This window comes from Micromonospora globosa (genome assembly GCF_000717585.1).
Taxonomy (GTDB): domain Bacteria; phylum Actinomycetota; class Actinomycetes; order Mycobacteriales; family Micromonosporaceae; genus Micromonospora; species Micromonospora aurantiaca.
Genome location: NZ_JNZR01000008.1, coordinates 92,918 through 109,650, shown reverse-complemented (window position 1 = coordinate 109,650; position 16,733 = coordinate 92,918). Strand labels below are relative to the sequence as shown.

14 protein-coding genes are annotated in these 16,733 nt (G+C 71.9%); 7 read left to right on the top strand and 7 right to left on the bottom strand.

Annotated elements, in window-relative coordinates; translation table 11 throughout:
* Positions 1–2 precede the first annotated feature (2 nt).
* Entirely contained in the window at positions 3–962 is a 960-nt protein-coding gene (locus IF06_RS0110840; protein WP_030270698.1) for a daunorubicin resistance protein DrrA family ABC transporter ATP-binding protein, read from the bottom strand.
* 127 nt (positions 963–1,089) lie between these two features.
* A complete protein-coding gene (locus IF06_RS0110835) occupies positions 1,090–1,680 on the bottom strand; it encodes a PadR family transcriptional regulator (RefSeq protein WP_013284034.1) in 591 nt (196 codons plus the stop codon).
* A 132-nt stretch (positions 1,681–1,812) separates the two neighbouring features.
* On the opposite strand from IF06_RS0110835, the gene IF06_RS0110830 reads away from it, so the two are divergent.
* Together IF06_RS0110830 and IF06_RS0110825 are read left to right on the top strand one after the other, a co-directional pair.
* Positions 1,813–3,564 carry an acetyl/propionyl/methylcrotonyl-CoA carboxylase subunit alpha gene (locus IF06_RS0110830; protein ID WP_013473998.1) on the top strand — a complete coding sequence of 584 codons (1,752 nt, stop codon included), beginning with the start codon at positions 1,813–1,815 and terminating at the stop codon, positions 3,562–3,564.
* Between the two features lie 125 nt (positions 3,565–3,689).
* A complete protein-coding gene (locus IF06_RS0110825) occupies positions 3,690–5,129 on the top strand; it encodes a GuaB1 family IMP dehydrogenase-related protein (RefSeq protein WP_013284032.1) in 1,440 nt (479 codons plus the stop codon).
* A gap of 21 nt (positions 5,130–5,150) precedes the next feature.
* Here IF06_RS0110825 and IF06_RS0110820 read toward each other — a convergent pair whose 3' ends face one another.
* Positions 5,151–5,690: a TetR/AcrR family transcriptional regulator gene (locus tag IF06_RS0110820; RefSeq protein ID WP_013284031.1), complete on the bottom strand. Its 540-nt coding sequence runs from the start codon at positions 5,688–5,690 to the stop codon at positions 5,151–5,153.
* Between the two features lie 84 nt (positions 5,691–5,774).
* On the opposite strand from IF06_RS0110820, the gene IF06_RS0110815 reads away from it, so the two are divergent.
* On the top strand, positions 5,775–6,218 hold the full coding sequence (locus IF06_RS0110815) for a DoxX family membrane protein (RefSeq protein ID WP_013284030.1): 444 nt from the start codon (positions 5,775–5,777) through the stop codon (positions 6,216–6,218).
* 44 nt (positions 6,219–6,262) lie between these two features.
* Here the strand turns inward: IF06_RS0110815 and IF06_RS0110810 are convergent, their stop codons facing one another.
* Entirely contained in the window at positions 6,263–7,885 is a 1,623-nt protein-coding gene (locus tag IF06_RS0110810; RefSeq protein WP_030270696.1) for a DHA2 family efflux MFS transporter permease subunit, read from the bottom strand.
* A gap of 54 nt (positions 7,886–7,939) precedes the next feature.
* On the opposite strand from IF06_RS0110810, the gene IF06_RS0110805 reads away from it, so the two are divergent.
* From IF06_RS0110805 to IF06_RS0110790, 4 genes are all read left to right on the top strand, one after another.
* Positions 7,940–8,455 carry a MarR family winged helix-turn-helix transcriptional regulator gene (locus IF06_RS0110805; RefSeq protein WP_013284028.1) on the top strand — a complete coding sequence of 172 codons (516 nt, stop codon included), beginning with the start codon at positions 7,940–7,942 and terminating at the stop codon, positions 8,453–8,455.
* A 61-nt stretch (positions 8,456–8,516) separates the two neighbouring features.
* Entirely contained in the window at positions 8,517–9,038 is a 522-nt protein-coding gene (locus tag IF06_RS0110800) for a MarR family winged helix-turn-helix transcriptional regulator (protein WP_030270693.1), read from the top strand.
* Positions 9,032–10,765 carry an ABC transporter ATP-binding protein gene (locus IF06_RS0110795; RefSeq protein ID WP_013284026.1) on the top strand — a complete coding sequence of 578 codons (1,734 nt, stop codon included), beginning with the start codon at positions 9,032–9,034 and terminating at the stop codon, positions 10,763–10,765. The genes IF06_RS0110800 and IF06_RS0110795 overlap by 7 nt, the downstream gene beginning before the upstream one ends.
* Entirely contained in the window at positions 10,762–12,840 is a 2,079-nt protein-coding gene (locus IF06_RS0110790) for an ABC transporter ATP-binding protein (protein WP_013284025.1), read from the top strand. Before IF06_RS0110795 ends, IF06_RS0110790 begins: the two co-directional genes overlap by 4 nt.
* Positions 12,841–12,910: 70 nt before the next feature.
* On the opposite strand, the gene thrS is transcribed toward IF06_RS0110790, so the two are convergent.
* The 3 genes from thrS to IF06_RS0110770 all read right to left on the bottom strand — a co-directional run bounded on the left by thrS (position 12,911) and on the right by IF06_RS0110770 (position 16,728).
* A complete protein-coding gene (gene thrS / locus IF06_RS0110785; protein WP_030270691.1) occupies positions 12,911–14,125 on the bottom strand; it encodes a threonine--tRNA ligase in 1,215 nt (404 codons plus the stop codon).
* Between the two features lie 684 nt (positions 14,126–14,809).
* A complete protein-coding gene (locus tag IF06_RS32820) occupies positions 14,810–15,157 on the bottom strand; it encodes a hypothetical protein (protein ID WP_052166155.1) in 348 nt (115 codons plus the stop codon).
* Positions 15,158–15,498: 341 nt separating this feature from the next.
* Complete coding sequence (locus IF06_RS0110770) at positions 15,499–16,728, bottom strand: tyrosine-type recombinase/integrase (protein WP_030270685.1); 1,230 nt, start codon at positions 16,726–16,728, stop codon at positions 15,499–15,501.
* Between the last annotated feature and the right edge of the window lie 5 nt (positions 16,729–16,733).

The window sequence follows — 16,733 nt, the reverse complement described above, 5'->3', positions numbered from 1 at the left end:
GGTCAGGACTCGCGCAGCGAGCGGCCGGTCTTGGTGAGGAAGACGTCGTCCAGGCTGGGGCGGTGCAGCTCGATCGAGCGCAGGTCCAGCCCGGCGTGGTCGAGGCGGCGCAGCACCTGCGGGATGGCGGTGGCGCCCTCGTCGACGTAGAGGCGCAGGCCGCCCTCGTCGACGGTCTCCAGCTTGCTCACGTACGCCTCGGTGTCGAGCAGTTCGGCGGCGCGCGGGGTGCTCGGCGCGTCCAGGCCGACGATCACCACCTCGCCGGAGATCTCCCGCTTCAGCTCGGCCGGTGTGCCCTCGGCGACCACCTCGCCGTGGTCCATGATCGCGATGCGGTCGCAGAGCGCGTCCGCCTCGTCCAGGTAGTGCGTGGTGATGAAGACGGTCATCCCCTCGGTACGGAGCCGGCGGATCTCGTCCCACATGTGCGCGCGGCTCTGCGGGTCGAGGCCGGTGGTCGGCTCGTCCAGGAAGACGATCTTCGGCTCGTGGATGATGCCGAGCGCGATCTCGACGCGCCGGCGCTGACCGCCGGAGTAGGTCTTGCTCTTGCGGTCGGCGTACTCGGTGAGCTGGAACGCTTCGAGGGCGCGCTCGGCGCGGCGGTGCGCCTCGGCCTTGCTGATGCCGTAGAGGCGGGCCTGGAGGACCAGCTCCTCACGGGCGCTCGACTCGTCCCAGGTGCTACCGCCCTGTGCGACGTAACCGATCCGGCGGCGCACCTCGGCCGGGTCCTTGCGCAGGTCGGCGCCGGCCACAGTGGCCTCGCCACCGTCCGGCTCGATGAGGGTGGCGAGCATCCGCAGCGTGGTGGTCTTGCCGGCGCCGTTGGGCCCGAGGAAGCCGAAGATCTCCCCCGCCGCCACGTCGAGGTTGACGCCGCGGACAGCGTCCACGGTCTTCGTCTCGCGACCCGCGCGGGAGCGGTACGACTTCCGCAACCCCCTGGTCTCGATCATTTCTGCTCCTGGTCGTCCGGGCGGACCTGAGCGGCCGCCGATCGTCCGCGAGGACGCACGAATCCCCCGCGATTCCCGCTGAGGCTAACGCGATATAGCTCTTTTGGTCAACGTTGATTATGTCGTGTCACCGTGATCCGTCGGACCAGCCCGACCAGCCCTCGGCCTGCTCCATCCCATCGGGCAGGTACGACACTCCCGACTCGATCCGCTCCGCGATCCGCTCGCACCAGGCCGTCTCCGCCTCGGCGCGGGCCAGCCACAGCTCGAACATCCACCCGACGTGCACCGGCTTGCGGGTGCGCACCCAGTCCGAGTCGAGCGAGGCCCGCATCGACTCCACCCCGGCCCGCAGCAGGTTCGCCCGGTTGCGCAGCGCCGCCGCGGCCTCGTCGCGGGGCATCGCCGGCAGGAAGGAGAACGCCGCGACGAACGGATCGGGCGGCTCCTGGACCTGCCACCACTGCGCCCGCAGCAGCGTCTCGAACTCGTCCTCCCCCTTCGCCGTCACCTCGTACGTGGTGCGCGCCGGACGGGCGCCCACCTGCTCGACCGAGACGGTCCGCAGCAGGCCCTCGTCGGTGAGCTTGCGCAGCGCGTGGTAGATCGAGCCGGGCTGCACGTTCGCCCACTTGTCCGCGCTCCAACTGAGCAGTTCGCGGCGCACGTCGTAGCCGTGCACCGGCTGCATCCACCTGACCAGGCCGAGAATCATCATCCGCGTCGCCGACACGGGACAAGCGTAATAACCAAGTTTGACTACAGTGCCGCATCCCACACTGAGCGATCGTTAGGCTCCGCAGCTCGGCCGCTAAACTCCCGGCAACGACCTCCCGGGAGGAGCCACAAGGTGCGCAAGGTTCTCATCGCCAACCGCGGCGAGATCGCCGTCCGCGTCATCCGCGCCTGCCGCGACGCCGGGCTGGCCAGCGTCGCCGTCTACGCGGACTCCGACCGGGACGCCCTGCACGCCACGCTCGCCGACGAGGCGTACGCCCTCGGCGGCGACACCGCCGCGGACAGCTACCTGCGCATCGACAAGCTGATCGACGTGGCGGCCCGCTCCGGCGCGGACGCGGTGCACCCCGGCTACGGCTTCCTCTCCGAGAACGCCGACTTCGCCCAGGCCGTCATCGACGCCGGGCTGACCTGGATCGGCCCCACCCCGCAGGCGATCCGCGACCTGGGCGACAAGGTGACCGCCCGGCACATCGCGCAGCGCGCCGGCGCGCCGCTGGTGCCCGGCACCCCGGACCCGGTGGGCAACGCCGACGAGGTGATGGCGTTCGCCGTCGACCACGGCCTGCCGGTCGCCATCAAGGCCGCCTTCGGCGGTGGCGGGCGCGGCCTCAAGGTCGCCCGCACCATGGAGGAGATCCCGCACCTGTTCGAGTCGGCCACCCGCGAGGCGGTCGCCGCGTTCGGCCGCGGCGAGTGCTTCGTCGAGCGCTACCTGGACAAGCCGCGCCACGTCGAGGCGCAGGTACTGGCCGACCAGCACGGCAACGTGATCGTGGTGGGCACCCGGGACTGCTCGCTTCAGCGCCGGCACCAGAAGCTGGTCGAGGAGGCGCCCGCGCCGTTCCTCACCGACGCCCAGCGGGCCCAGATCCACGACAGCGCCAAGGCCATCTGCCGGGAGGCCGGCTACCACGGTGCCGGCACCGTGGAATACCTGGTCGGCGTGGACGGCACGATCTCGTTCCTTGAGGTCAACACGCGGCTCCAGGTCGAGCACCCGGTGACCGAGGAGACCGCCGGCATCGACCTGGTCCGCGAGCAGTTCCGCATCGCCGACGGGGAGAAGCTGCGCTTCACCGAGGACCCGACGCCGCGCGGGCACGCCATCGAGTTCCGCATCAACGGCGAGGACCCGGGCCGCAACTTCCTGCCCGCACCGGGCACCGTCACCGCCCTGCGCCTGCCCTCCGGGCCGGGCGTGCGGGTGGACACCGGCATCTCGGCCGGCGACGTGATCGGCGGCAACTTCGACTCGCTGCTGGCCAAGGTGATCATCGTCGGCGAGACGCGTACCGAGGCGCTGGAGCGGGCCCGCCGGGCGCTCGACGAGATGGTGGTCGACGGCATGGCCACGGCGCTGCCCTTCCACCGCCTGGTGATCCGCGACGAGGCGTTCACCGCCGAGCCGTTCACCGTGCACACCCGGTGGATCGAGACCGAGTGGGACAACACCGTACCGGCCTTCACCGCCACCGCCGGCGCCGCCGACGAGCCGGCCGAGCGCGAGACCGTCGTGGTCGAGGTGGGCGGCAAGCGGCTGGAGGTCGTCCTCCCCGCCGGGCTCGGCGCGGGTACGGCGGCAGCCGCACCCGCCGCGAAGAAGCCGGCCCGCCGGGGTGGCGGAGGCAAGGCTGGTGCCGCGGTCAGCGGTGACACGCTCACCTCCCCGATGCAGGGCACGATCGTGAAGATCGCCGTCGCCGACGGCGACGAGGTGGCCGAGGGCGAGCTGGTCGTGGTGCTGGAGGCGATGAAGATGGAGCAGCCGCTGCACGCGCACAAGGCCGGCACTGTCAGCGGGCTCGCCGCCGAGGTCGGCGCGGTGATCACCGCCGGCGCGGCGATCTGCACCATCGCCTGAGGTGTAAGGAAGGGCCCCTTCTTAACGCCTGAGGTAGAGAAGGGGCCCCTTCTTAACAGCGCGGGGCCGGGTGGTCTGAGCCACCACCGGGGGCGGGAGCGCCGCCGGGCGGGAATGATGGCCGGGTGCGGTTCCTTCACGGCGCGGTCCCCGCGCACGACCTGACCTACAACGACGTCTTCATGGCGCCCAACCGTTCCGAGGTGGGCTCCCGGCTCGACGTCGACCTGGCCACCACCGACGGGACCGGCACCACGATCCCGCTCGTGGTGGCGAACATGACAGCCGTCGCGGGCCGGCGGATGGCCGAGACCGTGGCCCGGCGCGGCGCGGTGGCGGTGATCCCGCAGGACATCCCGATCGAGGTCGTCGCCAACGTGGTCGGCTGGGTCAAGCAGCGGCACCTGGTGCACGACACGGCGATCACGCTCGGCCCGACCGACACCGTCGGCGACGCCATCCACCTGCTGCCCAAGCGTTCGCACGGCGCGGTGGTCGTGGTCGACGCGGACGGCCGGCCGATGGGTGTGGTGACCGAGGCGGACACCGTCGGGGTGGACCGCTTCGCCCAGCTCCGGCACGTGATGTCGACCGAGCTGCACACCGTTCCGGCGGACGCGGACCCGCGTACCGGATTCGACCGGCTGTCGGCGGGCCGGCGGCGGCTCGCGCCGGTGGTGGACGGAGACGGACGCCTGATCGGGGTGCTGACCCGGCAGGGCGCTCTGCGCGCCACGCTCTACAAGCCCGCAGTGGACGACCGGGGGCGGCTGCGGATCGCCGCCGCAGTGGGCATCAACGGCGACGTCACCGGCAAGGCCGCCGCGCTGCTGGAGGCCGGGGTGGACACGCTCGTGGTGGACACCGCGCACGGGCACCAGGAGCGGATGCTCCAGGCGCTGCGGGCGGTCCGCCGGCTGGACCCGCCGGTGCCGGTGGCGGCCGGGAACGTGGTGACCGCCGACGGCGTACGCGACCTGGTCGACGCGGGCGCGGACATCGTGAAGGTCGGCGTCGGACCGGGTGCGATGTGCACCACCCGGATGATGACCGGCGTGGGCCGCCCGCAGTTCTCCGCCGTGCTCGACTGCGCGGCGGCGGCCCGCTCGCTGGGGCGGCACGTCTGGGCCGACGGCGGCGTACGCCACCCGCGGGACGTGGCGCTGGCGCTCGCGGCGGGCGCCTCGAACGTGATGATCGGCTCCTGGTTCGCCGGCACCTACGAGTCCCCCGGCGACCTCTACACCGACGCCGACGGGCGGCGCTACAAGGAGAGCTTCGGCATGGCGTCGTCGCGTGCGGTGAGCGCCCGTACGGCCGAGGACAGCGCGTTCGACAGGGCCCGCAAGGCGATCTTCGAGGAGGGCATCTCCTCGGCCCGGATGTATCTGGACCCGAACCGGCCCGGCGTCGAGGACCTGATCGACGAGATCATCTCCGGCGTACGCAGCGCGTTCACGTACGCGGGGGCGCGCAGCCTGGAGGAGTTCCACGAGCGGGCGCTCGTCGGCGTGCAGAGCGCCGCCGGGTACACCGAGGGGATGCCGCTGCCCACGAGCTGGTGACGCCCCGACCGGCCCGCCGGCTCAGTCGAACAACCGCCTGATCACGGTGCGGGCGGCGGCCTCCGGGTCGTCGCCCACCCGTGGTGGCAGCGCGCCGGAGAGCCAGAGCGTGGCGAAGCCGTGCACGATCGACCAGGCGGCGAGCGCGTCCGCGTCCGGCTCCCGACCGGTGTGCCGGGCCACCCCCTCGCGCAGCACATCCCCCGACCGGGCGCGGGCGGCGACCAGCTCCGGGGCGTCGGCCCGGTACAGCTCGGGCCGGAACATGACGTCGAAGTGCGCGCGGTGCCGCACCGCGAACCCGACGTAGGCCACGCCGGTGTCGAGCAGGTCGTCCCCGGCCTGCCGCAACGCGTCGGCGAGCAGGTCGAAGCCCTGGGTGGCGAGCGCGGTGAGCAGCCCGGCCTTGTCGCCGAAGTGGTGCGCGGGCGCGGCGTGCGAGACGCCGGCGCGCCGGGCCAGTTCACGCAGGCTCAGCGCGGCCGGCCCGGACTCGGCGATCGCCTCGGCCGCGGTGCTCAGCAGGACGCGGCGGAGGTCGCCGTGGTGGTACGAGGCCATGCCGTCATCCTAACTTGTCATTGACAAGATGGCGCGTGGCGCGCAATCTTGTCATCGACAAGATGATCGTCGGAGGGATCGACAATGGCACCCCTGATCGCACTCCTCGCCGGCACCGCGCTGGCCCGGATCGCCGGCCTGCTCGGCGTGGACGCCCTGGACGGGTGGCACCCCGCGCTGCGGGTGGGGCTGGCGCTGATGTTCGTGCTGACCGGCGTGGCCCACTTCGCGTCCCGCCGGGCCGACCTGATCGCGATGGTCCCGCCGTCGCTGCCCCGGCCCGGCCTGCTGGTCACAGTCACCGGCGTGCTGGAACTCGCCGGCGCGCTCGCCCTGCTGTTCCCGGCCACCGCGCGCCCGGCTGCGGCCGGGCTGGTGCTGCTGATGCTCGCCATGTTCCCGGCGAACGTGTCCGCAGCGCGGCGTCACCTCACGCTCGCCGGCCGCCCGGTGACGCCGCTCGGCGTCCGTACGGTGCTCCAGGTCGTCTTCGTGGCCGCGGCGCTGGCGGTCGCCCTCGGCGGATGACCCGACGGCAGGCCCGGCCGGGACGGCCCCGGCGGGGACGCGGCTCAGGCCCGGGACGGCTCCGCCTCGGCGGGCGGGGACTCCCCGGTCTCCTCGTGGCGCACCGTCGGCAGGCGCAGGCAGGCGACCAGGCCGATCAGGAGGAACCCGGCGCCCGCGAAGGCCGCGTACCTGGTGGCGTCGGAGAACGCCTGCTTCGCCTCCTCCGCGATCGGGGCGGTACGCGGGTCCGCCTCCAACCCGGTGATCGCCGCACCGGCGCTCTCCTTGACCGCGCTCACCACCTGGTCCCGCTGGACCGGGGTGAGTCCGGGCTGGTCGGCCAGGCGGTCGCCGAGGATCCCGCCGAGACCGGCGAAGAGCACGGTGCCGAGCACCGCGATGCCGAGCGCGGAGCCGACCTGCCGGGCGGTGCTCTGCAGGCCCGAGCCCTGGCCGCTGAGGCGTACCGGCACCTGCGACAGCGAGACGCCGGTGAGCTGGGCGGTGGCCAGGCCGACGCCGACGCCGTACACGAACAGGAAGCCCAGCGGCGCCCACCAACTGGTGTCCGGCGCGACCACGAACCCGAGCCCGGCCACGCCGACCAGTTCGGCGGCCACGCCGAGCTGGACCACCCGGGCCGCGCCCCAGCGCTGGGTCAGCGGCGCGCCGATGCCGCTGGCCAGGAAGCTGCCGACGGCGAGCGGCAGCAGCGCCAGGCCGGTTCGGAAGGCGCTGTAGCCGAGCACGTTCTGAAACCACAGCGGCAGCGCGAACAGCAGGCCGAACTCGCCCAGGCTGACGATCGCGGCGGCCAGGATGCCGTTGCGGAACGAACCGATGCCGAACAACGACAGGTCGAGCAGCGCCGGGCGGCCGGCCCGGTTGCGGCGTACCTGCTGGGCCAGGAAGATGCCGAGCGCGACGAGACCCACCAGCGCGGCCACCGGCACCGGCGAGATCGACGCGGTCCAGTCCAGCCCGAACAGGCGCAACGGCCGCTCCCGTTCCCACCAGCCGTAGGTGCGGCCCTCGATCAGCGCGAAGACCACGCCGGTCATGCCGACCACCGAGAGCAGCGCGCCGAGCAGGTCCAGCCCGCGCTCGGCCCGCTCGTCGCGGGACTCGGCCACGAGCACGAGCGTCGCGACGATCACGGCCAGGCCGACCGGCACGTTGATGCCGAAGGCCCACCGCCAGGAGTACGTGGTGGTGAGCCAGCCGCCGAGCAGCGGCCCGAGCGCCGCCGCGCCACCGATCGTGGAGCCCCAGACGGCGAACGCGATGCCCTTCTCCCGGCCGGTGAAGTTGGCGTTGAGCAGGGAGAGCGAGGTGGGCAGCATCATCGCCCCGCCGACGCCCTGGAGCACCCGGGAGGCGATGAGTGTCTCGCCGGAACCGGCGAGCGCCGCGAGCACGCTCGCGACCACGAACACGGTGACGCCGACGAGGAACATCCGCCGCCGCCCGGACCGGTCGGCGAAGCGACCGGCGACCAGCAGCAGCGCCGCGAAGACCAGGGTGTACGCCTCCTGCACCCACTGCGCGTCGGTGGAGGTGATGTCGAGGTCCCGGATGATCTGCGGCACCGCGACGTTCACGATCGTGGCGTCCACGATGATCATCGCTACGCCGAGGCTGATGGCCAGCAGCCCGAACCAGCGTCCGCGCCCGTCGCCGCGCATCTCGCCCTCCTTTTAGCTAGATTTTCTAGCTACCCGAGATGCTAGCTTTATCCCATGGAAGGGGTGCCGTCAACCGGAGAGCCCGCGCCGGGCCCGCCGCCGAGCAGCGAGGCCTCCCGCGCGCTGCGCGACGTGCTGCGGATCGCGGGTGACACCCGGGCCGCGCTGGCCCGCCGCCTGGGCCTCAACGCCACCGACGCCGCGGCGATCGACCACCTGGTCTCCAGCCCGGAGCCACTGGGCCCGGTGGAACTGGGCAACCGGCTCGGCATCCGGTCCGCCTCGGCGACCACGCTCGTCGACCGGCTCGTGCAGGCCGGTCACGTCGCCCGGACCCCCCACCCGCACGACAGGCGGCGACTCAGCCTCCAGGTGACCGAGAGCGCTGTGAGCGAGGTGCTGGAGGCGCTGCGCCCGATGCTCGTCGGCGTCGACCGGGCGGTCGCCCGGCTCACGCCCGAGCAGGCCGAGGCCACCACCGCGTTCCTGCGCGAGGTCACCGAGGTGATGCGGGAGTACGTCGCCACCGCCCCCGACGAGCCGTCCCGGGCACGCGCCGACCGCGGCTGAGGAGATTCTCAGAAATAGTTTGGGGCCTGATGGTTCGGGAGCTAATCTGACGCTCGTGAACATGGGCCCGCTCGTCCGCTTCCCCGACGCGTTGCACCACGCGCCACTCGGCCGGCTGATCTCGATCGCCGGTCACGTCGTCGAGCAGCACTGGGGGCGTTACCTGGCCGAACACCACGGGCTCACGTCCGCCGGCATGCGGGTCCTGATGATCCTCCTCCGTTCCGGCGACGTGAGCCACCGAGAAATGGCCGAGCTGTGCTTCGTCCGGCCCGCCACGCTCACCGGCATCGTGGACACCCTCGAACGCGACGGCTTCGTCAGCCGACGTCGCGACCCGGAGGACCGCCGCACGGTCCGGCTCACGCTGACCGACAAGGGCGGCGAGCACGCCCGCGCCATCATCGACATGATCCACAGCGACCGGCCGTTGACGTCGGTCGACGCCGACCCGGCCAACCGGGCGGTGATCCGCCAGTTCCTGATCGAAATCATCACCGGCATGTCCGACGGGGACCTCCGTCGGTTGAACCGGGACAGCGAGTCCGACACCGAGCCGCCAACGGGGAGCCATCCGTGTTGATCCGCCTGCTCCGCTCACATCTGCACCCGTACCGACGATGGCTGGCCGCCGTGGTGGCCTTCCAGTTCGTCGGCACCATCGCCTCGCTCTACCTGCCCAGCCTGAACGCCGACATCATCGACCGGGGCGTCGCCGTCGGCGACACCGACCAGATCCTGCGTACGGGCGGGTGGATGCTGGTGGTCAGCCTGCTCCAGATCGCCTGTTCGATCGCCGCCGTCTACTTCGGCGCGAAGACCGCGATGGCGTTCGGCCGCGACGTACGCGGCTCGATCTTCCGCCGCGTCAACAGCTTCTCCGCCCGCGAGGTCGCCCGGTTCGGAGCGCCGTCCCTGATCACCCGCAACACCAACGACGTCCAGCAGGTGCAGATGCTGGTGCTGCTGAGCTGCACCATGCTGGTGGCCGCGCCGATCATGAGCGTCGGCGGCGTGGTGATGGCGCTGCGCGAGGACGTCGGGCTCTCCTGGCTGATGCTGGTCTGCGTACCGGTGCTCGCAGTCGCGCTGGGCCTGATCATCCGCCGGATGGTGCCGGGCTTCCGGCTCATGCAGACCCGGATCGACACCGTCAACCGGGTGCTGCGCGAGCAGATCACCGGCATCCGGGTCGTCCGGGCGTTCGTCCGTGAGCCGTACGAGACCGACCGGTTCCGGGTCGCGAACACCGACCTGACCACCACCGCGCTGCGGATCGGACGGCTCCAGGCGCTGATCTTCCCGATCGTGATGCTGGTGCTGAACGTCTCCAGCGTCGCCGTGCTCTGGTTCGGCGCGGCACGGGTCGACTCCGGTCAGATCCAGGTCGGCGCGCTCACCGCGTTCCTGCAATACCTGATGCAGATCCTGATGGCGGTCATGATGGCCACCTTCATGCTGATGATGGTGCCCCGGGCCGCCGTCTGCGCCGAGCGCATCGAGGAGGTGCTGGACACCGACTCGTCGGTGGTGCCTGCGACCGACCCGGTCACCGAGGTCACCGGCCGCGGCGAGCTGGAACTACGCGGCGCCGGATTCCAGTACCCGGGCGCCAGCGCGCCGGTGCTGCACGACATCTCGTTCCGCGCCGAACCGGGCCGGACCACAGCGATCATCGGCTCCACAGGCGCCGGCAAGACCACGCTGCTCACGCTCATCCCCCGGCTGGTCGACCCGACCGCCGGCGCGGTCCTGGTCGACGGCGTGGACGTACGGGACCTGGCCCCGGACGAGCTGTGGCGGCGGATCGGGCTGGTGCCCCAACGGCCGTACCTGTTCACCGGCACCGTCGCCAGCAACCTGCGCTACGGCAACCCGGACGCCACCGACGCGGACCTCTGGGCCGCGCTGGAGATCGCCCAGGCGCGTGACTTCGTCACCGAGATGCCGGGCGGGCTGGAGGCGCCGATCGCGCAGGGCGGCACCAACGTCTCCGGCGGCCAGCGGCAACGCCTGGCCATCGCCCGCGCGCTCGTCCGCAAGCCGGAGATCTATCTCTTCGACGACTCCTTCTCCGCGCTCGACCTCGGCACGGACGCCCGGCTGCGGGCCGCCCTCAAGCCGGTCACCGCGGACGCGGCGGTGGTGATCGTGGCCCAGCGGGTCTCCACGATCATCGACGCCGACCAGATCATCGTGCTCGAGGACGGGGGTGTCGTCGGGATGGGACGACATGAGGAACTGCTGGAGAGCTGCCCCACGTACGCCGAGATCGTCGCGTCGCAGCAGACGGCGGAGGTGGCCGCGTGAGCGCGCCGACCGGGGGGAACAGCGGGACGCCACCGGTTCCGCAGCAGAAGAACGAGCCGACGCGGCTGCCGCCGGCCGGACGGCGCCCCGCTGGCGGCCCGCCGCACATGACCATGGGCATGCCGGCCGAGAAGGCGATGAACTTCGGGCCGTCGGCACGCCGGCTGCTGGCACGGCTGCGGCCGTACCGGCTCCAGCTCACCGGCGTGCTCGCGCTGGCCCTGGCCAGCGTCGGGCTCAGCGTCATCGGGCCGAAGGTGCTCGGCCACGCCACGGACATCATCTTCAGCGGGGTGATCGGGCGGCAGCTGCCGCCCGGCACCACCACCGAGGCGGCGGCGGACGCGGCCCGCGCCGAGGGCAACGGCAACTTCGCCGACATGCTGGCCCGGATGGACGTGATCCCGGGGACAGGCATCGACTTCGACGCGCTGGGCCGGGTGCTGGCGTTCGCCGTCGTGCTCTACATCGGCGCCAGCATGCTCCAGTGGGCGCAGGGCTGGGTGCTCAACGGGGTGGTGCAGCGCACCGTGCTGACGCTGCGCGCCGACGTGGAGGAGAAGCTCAACCGGCTGCCGCTGCCCTACTTCGACAAGCAGCCCCGCGGTGAGCTGCTGAGCCGCGTCACGAACGACATCGACAACGTGTCGCAGACGCTCCAGCAGACGCTGAGCCAGTTGCTCACGTCGCTGCTCACCGTCGTCGGCGTACTCGGAATGATGTTCTGGATCTCGCCGTTGCTGGCGGTCGTCGCGCTCGTCGCGGTGCCGATGTCGGTGGTGGTCACCAGCCTGATCGCCAAGCGGTCGCAGGGCAAGTTCATCGCCCAGTGGAAGCACACCGGCGAGCTGAACGGCCAGATCGAGGAGGCGTACACCGGGCACGAGCTGGTCAAGGTCTTCGGCCGGCAGAAGGAGGTCGAGGCCGCCTTCCACGCCAAGAACGAGGAGCTGTTCCGGGCCGGCTTCGGCGCGCAGTTCGTCTCCGGGCTGATCATGCCGGCGATGTTCTTCATCGGGAACCTCAGCTACGTCGCGATCGCCGTGGTCGGCGGCCTGCGGGTGGCGTCGGGCTCGATGAGCCTCGGTGACGTGCAGGCGTTCATCCAGTACTCGCGGCAGTTCACCCAGCCGCTCACCCAGGTCGCGTCGATGGCCAACCTGCTGCAGTCCGGGGTCGCCTCGGCCGAGCGGGTCTTCGCCGTGCTCGACGCCGACGAGCAGAGCCCCGACCCGGCCGAGCCGGCCCGGGTCGCCGACCCGCACGGGCGGGTCGAGTTCGAGCACGTCTCCTTCCGGTACGACCCGGAGAAGCCGCTCATCGACGACCTGTCGCTGGTCGCCGAGCCGGGTCACACGGTCGCCATCGTCGGTCCCACCGGCGCCGGCAAGACCACACTGGTCAACCTGGTCATGCGGTTCTACGAGCTGGACGCCGGGCGGATCACGCTGGACGGGGTGGACATCTCCACGATGCGCCGCGACGACCTGCGCGGCCGGATCGGCATGGTGCTCCAGGACACCTGGCTGTTCGGCGGGACCATCCGGGACAACATCGCCTACGGCCGGCCGGACGCCACCGAGGAGGAGATCCTCGCCGCCGCCCGGGCGACCTTCGTGGACCGGTTCGTCCGCAGCCTGCCGGACGGCTACGACACGGTGATCGACGAGGAGGGCAGCAACGTCAGCGCCGGGGAGAAGCAGCTCATCACCATCGCTCGGGCGTTCCTGGCCGAGCCGTCGCTGCTGATCCTGGACGAGGCGACCAGCTCGGTGGACACCCGGACCGAGGTGCTGCTCCAGCGCGCCATGGCGGCGCTGCGCTCGGACCGGACGAGCTTCGTCATCGCGCACCGGCTCTCCACCATCCGCGACGCCGACCTGATCCTGATGATGGAGCAGGGCCGGATCGTCGAGCAGGGCACCCACGACCAGCTCGTCGCCGCCGGTGGCGCGTACGCCCGGCTCTACCGGGCGCAGTTCAGCGGCGCGGTCATCGAGGACGAGGTGCCGGCGCCCGCCCCGGCCGGCCCGCCGGGGATGCGTGCCGGCGCCGGCACGCCGGTCGGGAGCTGACGTGGACCCGGCCACAGGTCCGGCACCGGTCCCCGTCCGGGTGCCTCACCGGCACCCGGACGGGCCGGGGTCAGGCCGGGAGCAGCGCCGCCGACCGGCTCGCGACCACCGCGCCGATCAGGCCCAGCGCCTCGGCGGCGGGCATCGGGGCGAGCACCCGGCCGTCGCGCAGGCGCAGCGAGACCGAACCGTCGGCCGCCTCCCGGGGGCCGAGGACCCCGGTGTACGGGACGCGGCGGCGGGACGCGTCCCGGATCCGTGCGCCGAGCGAACCGGCGTGGTCCACCTCGGCCCGCAGCCCGGCCGCCTCGGCCCAGCGGGCCAGCCCGACGGCCGCGTCGACCTGCGCCGCGTCCACCGGGAGCAGCAGCAACTGCACCGGGGCGTACCAGGCGGGGAACGCGCCCTCGTGCACCTCGATCAGGTACGCGAACAGCCGCTCCATGCTGCCGACCAGGCTGCGGTGCACCATCACCGGCCGTTTCCGGCGGCCGTCCGAGTCGGTGTACGACAGGTCGAACCGCTCCGGCTTGTCGAAGTCGAGCTGGACGGTGGAGATGGTCGACTCCCGGCCAGCCGCGTCCACGATCTGAATGTCGATCTTCGGGCCGTAGAACGCGGCCTCCCCCGGCGCCTCGACGACGTCCACCCCGTCGAGCGCCGCGCGGAGCAGTTCCTCGGCCCGCGCCCAGCCGGCGTCGTCGCCCACGTACCGCTGGTCCGGCCCGCGCAGCGACAACCGCAACCCGGCGGGACGGACGCCGAGCGCGGCGTGCGCCTCGCCGATCAGCCGCAGGATCTCGCGGACCTCGTCACCGACCTGCTCCAGGGCGCAGAAGTTGTGCGCGTCGTTGAGCGAGATGGCCCGCACCCGGGACAGCCCGCCGAGCACACCGGAACGCTCCGCCCGGTACATGCCGCCCAGCTCGGCGACCCGCAGCGGCAACTCCCGGTAGGAGCGGCCGCGGGCGCGGAACACGAGCGCGTGGTGCGGGCAGAGCGCCGGACGCAGCACGAACTCGTCGTCGGCGCTCAGCCGCATCGGCGGGAACATGTCGTCGGCGAAGTAGCCCAGGTGCCCGGACAGCTCGAACAGTTCCCGCTTACCGAGCGGCGGCGAGTAGACGTGCCGGTAGCCGGCCCGGCGCTCCAGCTCCCGGACGTACTCCTCGACGGCGTGCCGGGCGGCGGCGCCGGCCGGCAGCCAGATCGGCAGCCCGGCGCCCGCGAGCGGGTCGGAGACGAACAGCTCCAGGTCCCGGCCGAGCCTGCGGTGGTCGATCATGTCGCTCTCCTTGATCGGGTACGACCCGGAGGCGAGCAGGCCCGGAACGCCGCGAGGCCCCGGAGCGGATCGCCCCGGGGCCTCGTCGACGGAAACGTCAGTGCGGCGCGCCGGGAACACCCGGCGTCGTGGTCACTACCGCGCTGCGCATGCCCGAACGATAGGCACGCGGGTATCGACGGCGCATCTGAGTTTCGGAGAGTGGGTGCGGGTCGCCGGCACGGGACCTGCCGGCGAGGAGCCGGTCATCAGCACCATCTACCTGCGGCAACACGCCGCCAAGATCGTTGGGAACACGGCGGGTACAACTCGGACCAGATCCGCCGGCCGGCACCGGGCGCCGTCGCTCGTCCGTGAGTACGCCGAGGGCATGTGGTGGGGTTTCTGCAACCCCGGCCAGGCAGTGCGCGAGGCGTGGTTCGACTGGCGCCGCTCGCAGGGCCCGCGCCCGCCTGTCGTCGAGCCGGCGCCGCCGACGGCGAGCACCCCCGGCAGCGCCCGGGCCAGGGTTCTCGACGCGGCCAGGCGAGCGCACGACAGCGTCTGCGCGTGCGACCCGAGGTACGTCATGTCGTGCCCGGTCATGGCCCGGGCGATCCTTGCCCTCGGTCCCCGGTTCCGCTGACTACGGGCGAACGACGAAGCCCCGGCCAGGCTGGCCGGGGCTTCGAGGTTGGCTGAGGCTCAGACGTACTCGAGGAGCATCTCCCGGGGCCGGTAGTCGGCTCCGAGGTCGTCCGCGGCTTCCCACGGCGTTGCTCCGCCGATGGCATGGATGGCTGTCCGCGTGATCATCAGCGACTTCTCCACCGCTTCGGCTTCGCTGTCGGCGGTGATCAGCAGCTCGACGAGCACCCGGCCCTGGGTGGCATCGGTGGCGGTGGCGGCATCACTGACGTCTTCGTTGCACGCCTCCAGGTCGAGCAGGGCTTGCATGAGCCGCTCACCCTCGACGTGCAGGTCCTCGGCGGTGAGGCGGCGGCCTTCGGTGGTACGGACATCGAAGTGTCGGCCGATCTGGACTTGGATCATTGACGCTTCCCTCCGTCCTGGTCGTCGTCTTCCTGGCTCGTCCAGCACGACAGACGCATCGCCCACTTGAGGGCGTGGTTGCCGTGGTAGGGGCTGGACGGCGTGAGGTGGAGTTGTCGTTGGTGCTGGCCACAGGGGCAGCGCAGCGTGTAGTAGGTAGGCGGATCCTTGATCGTGTACCCGTGTCGGTCGAATACACGCAGTACCTTTTCTAGATCCTTATTTGGGTGCTTTTTCCAGTACCCCAATAGTGCCTCCCTACGGGTGCTTCAGGGTAGCGGTTGTGAAAAGAAGCGCAAGCCCTGAGAAGTAAAAGAGGCAAAGCGGGCGAGTCATTCGCGTCACCGGGCTGCCGCCGGACGCCGGCCGTCCGGCCGCTTGAGCGCGGCGTCGACGAGCGTGCGGACCTGCTCGGTGGCCTCGGGCCAGAGCCCGGCGTAGGTGTTGAGCGTGATGGTCGGGTTGGCGTGTCCGAGGGCCAGCTGCACGGTGGTGACGCTCGCGCCGGCGGCGATGAGCAGGGTGGCGTAGTAGTGCCGTAGGGCGTGCATCGTGTAGTCCTCGGGAAGGCCGGCCGCCGCGCAGGCCCGCCGCCACGGCTTGCTGAAGCTGCCTCGGTGGATCGGCTTGCCGGCCGCGTTGAGGAAGATCAGCTTCGCTTTGCGGGTGCGTGGCCGGCGGGGGTCGGTGAGGTCGTCGACCTCCACCTCCCGGATCGGGTGCCGCTTCAGGTGCTCGGCGAGCGCCTCGGCGGTGACGTCGGGCAGGTCCAGGTCCCGGACGCTGGTGGACGTCTTCGGCGGCGCCAGGAACGGCTTGCGCCCGCTGATGACCTTGAGCTGCTGCACGACGTGGATCCGCCGGCGCAGGAAGTCGACGTGCTCCAGTTCCAGGCCCCAGATCTCGCCCTGCCGCAGTCCTGCGCCGGCGGCGACGTACACCTGCGCCCGGTAGTGGCCGCCCTGGGCGTACGGCCGGCCGGCCGGGGCGAACCCGTCGGCCAGGGCGTGGACCTCGTCGGTGGTGGCGATGTACCGCTTGGCGACGACCAGCTCGGGCAGGGTGATGCCCTGGCACGGCGAGTGGCCGATGACCCGGTCGAGCACGGCGGCGCGGAACATGCCGGCCAGGTAGGCGTAGACCGGGTGCAGTGACGACGGCTCCAGCACCTTGGCACGGTCGAGCACCCACGCCTGGACGTGGCTGCGGCGGGCCTGCGCGATCGCCATCCGGCCCAGCGGGGTGGGCGCGATGTGCAGCCGGTGCGCCCACTCGGTCTTGATCTCGGTGGAGTCGGCGTGCAGCTGGAGCTTGCGCCACTCGGCGAAGTAGTTCGCCACGGTGACCTTGCCGGCGGTCGGGTCGACGTAGACGCCGCGGCTGACGTCGGCGCGCATCCGGGCGTCGTGTGCCTCTGCGTCGGCCTTGCGCTCGAACAGCAGCGCCTTCGGCTTGCCCTCGTCGTCGATGTATCGGACGCGCCAGCGCTTGCCGCGGCCGTACCGGGACGAGCGCAGTCGCTCGTCGTTCGGGCCGCGCTTGGTGAGGTACCAGAGGTCGTCGACGGGCACGCCGC

Excerpts from the sequence above, each read along its gene's own strand:
- IF06_RS0110840 (WP_030270698.1), bottom strand. The coding sequence starts at position 962 with ATGATCGAGACCAGGGGGTTGCGGAAGTCGTACCGCTCCCGCGCGGGT.
- IF06_RS0110835 (WP_013284034.1), bottom strand. The coding sequence starts at position 1,680 with ATGATGATTCTCGGCCTGGTCAGGTGGATGCAGCCGGTGCACGGCTAC.
- IF06_RS0110820 (WP_013284031.1), bottom strand. The coding sequence starts at position 5,690 with ATGGCCTCGTACCACCACGGCGACCTCCGCCGCGTCCTGCTGAGCACC.
- IF06_RS0110815 (WP_013284030.1), top strand. The coding sequence starts at position 5,775 with ATGGCACCCCTGATCGCACTCCTCGCCGGCACCGCGCTGGCCCGGATC.
- IF06_RS0110810 (WP_030270696.1), bottom strand. The coding sequence starts at position 7,885 with ATGCGCGGCGACGGGCGCGGACGCTGGTTCGGGCTGCTGGCCATCAGC.
- IF06_RS0110805 (WP_013284028.1), top strand. The coding sequence starts at position 7,940 with ATGGAAGGGGTGCCGTCAACCGGAGAGCCCGCGCCGGGCCCGCCGCCG.
- IF06_RS0110800 (WP_030270693.1), top strand. The coding sequence starts at position 8,517 with ATGGGCCCGCTCGTCCGCTTCCCCGACGCGTTGCACCACGCGCCACTC.
- thrS (WP_030270691.1), bottom strand. The coding sequence starts at position 14,125 with ATGATCGACCACCGCAGGCTCGGCCGGGACCTGGAGCTGTTCGTCTCC.
- IF06_RS32820 (WP_052166155.1), bottom strand. The coding sequence starts at position 15,157 with ATGATCCAAGTCCAGATCGGCCGACACTTCGATGTCCGTACCACCGAA.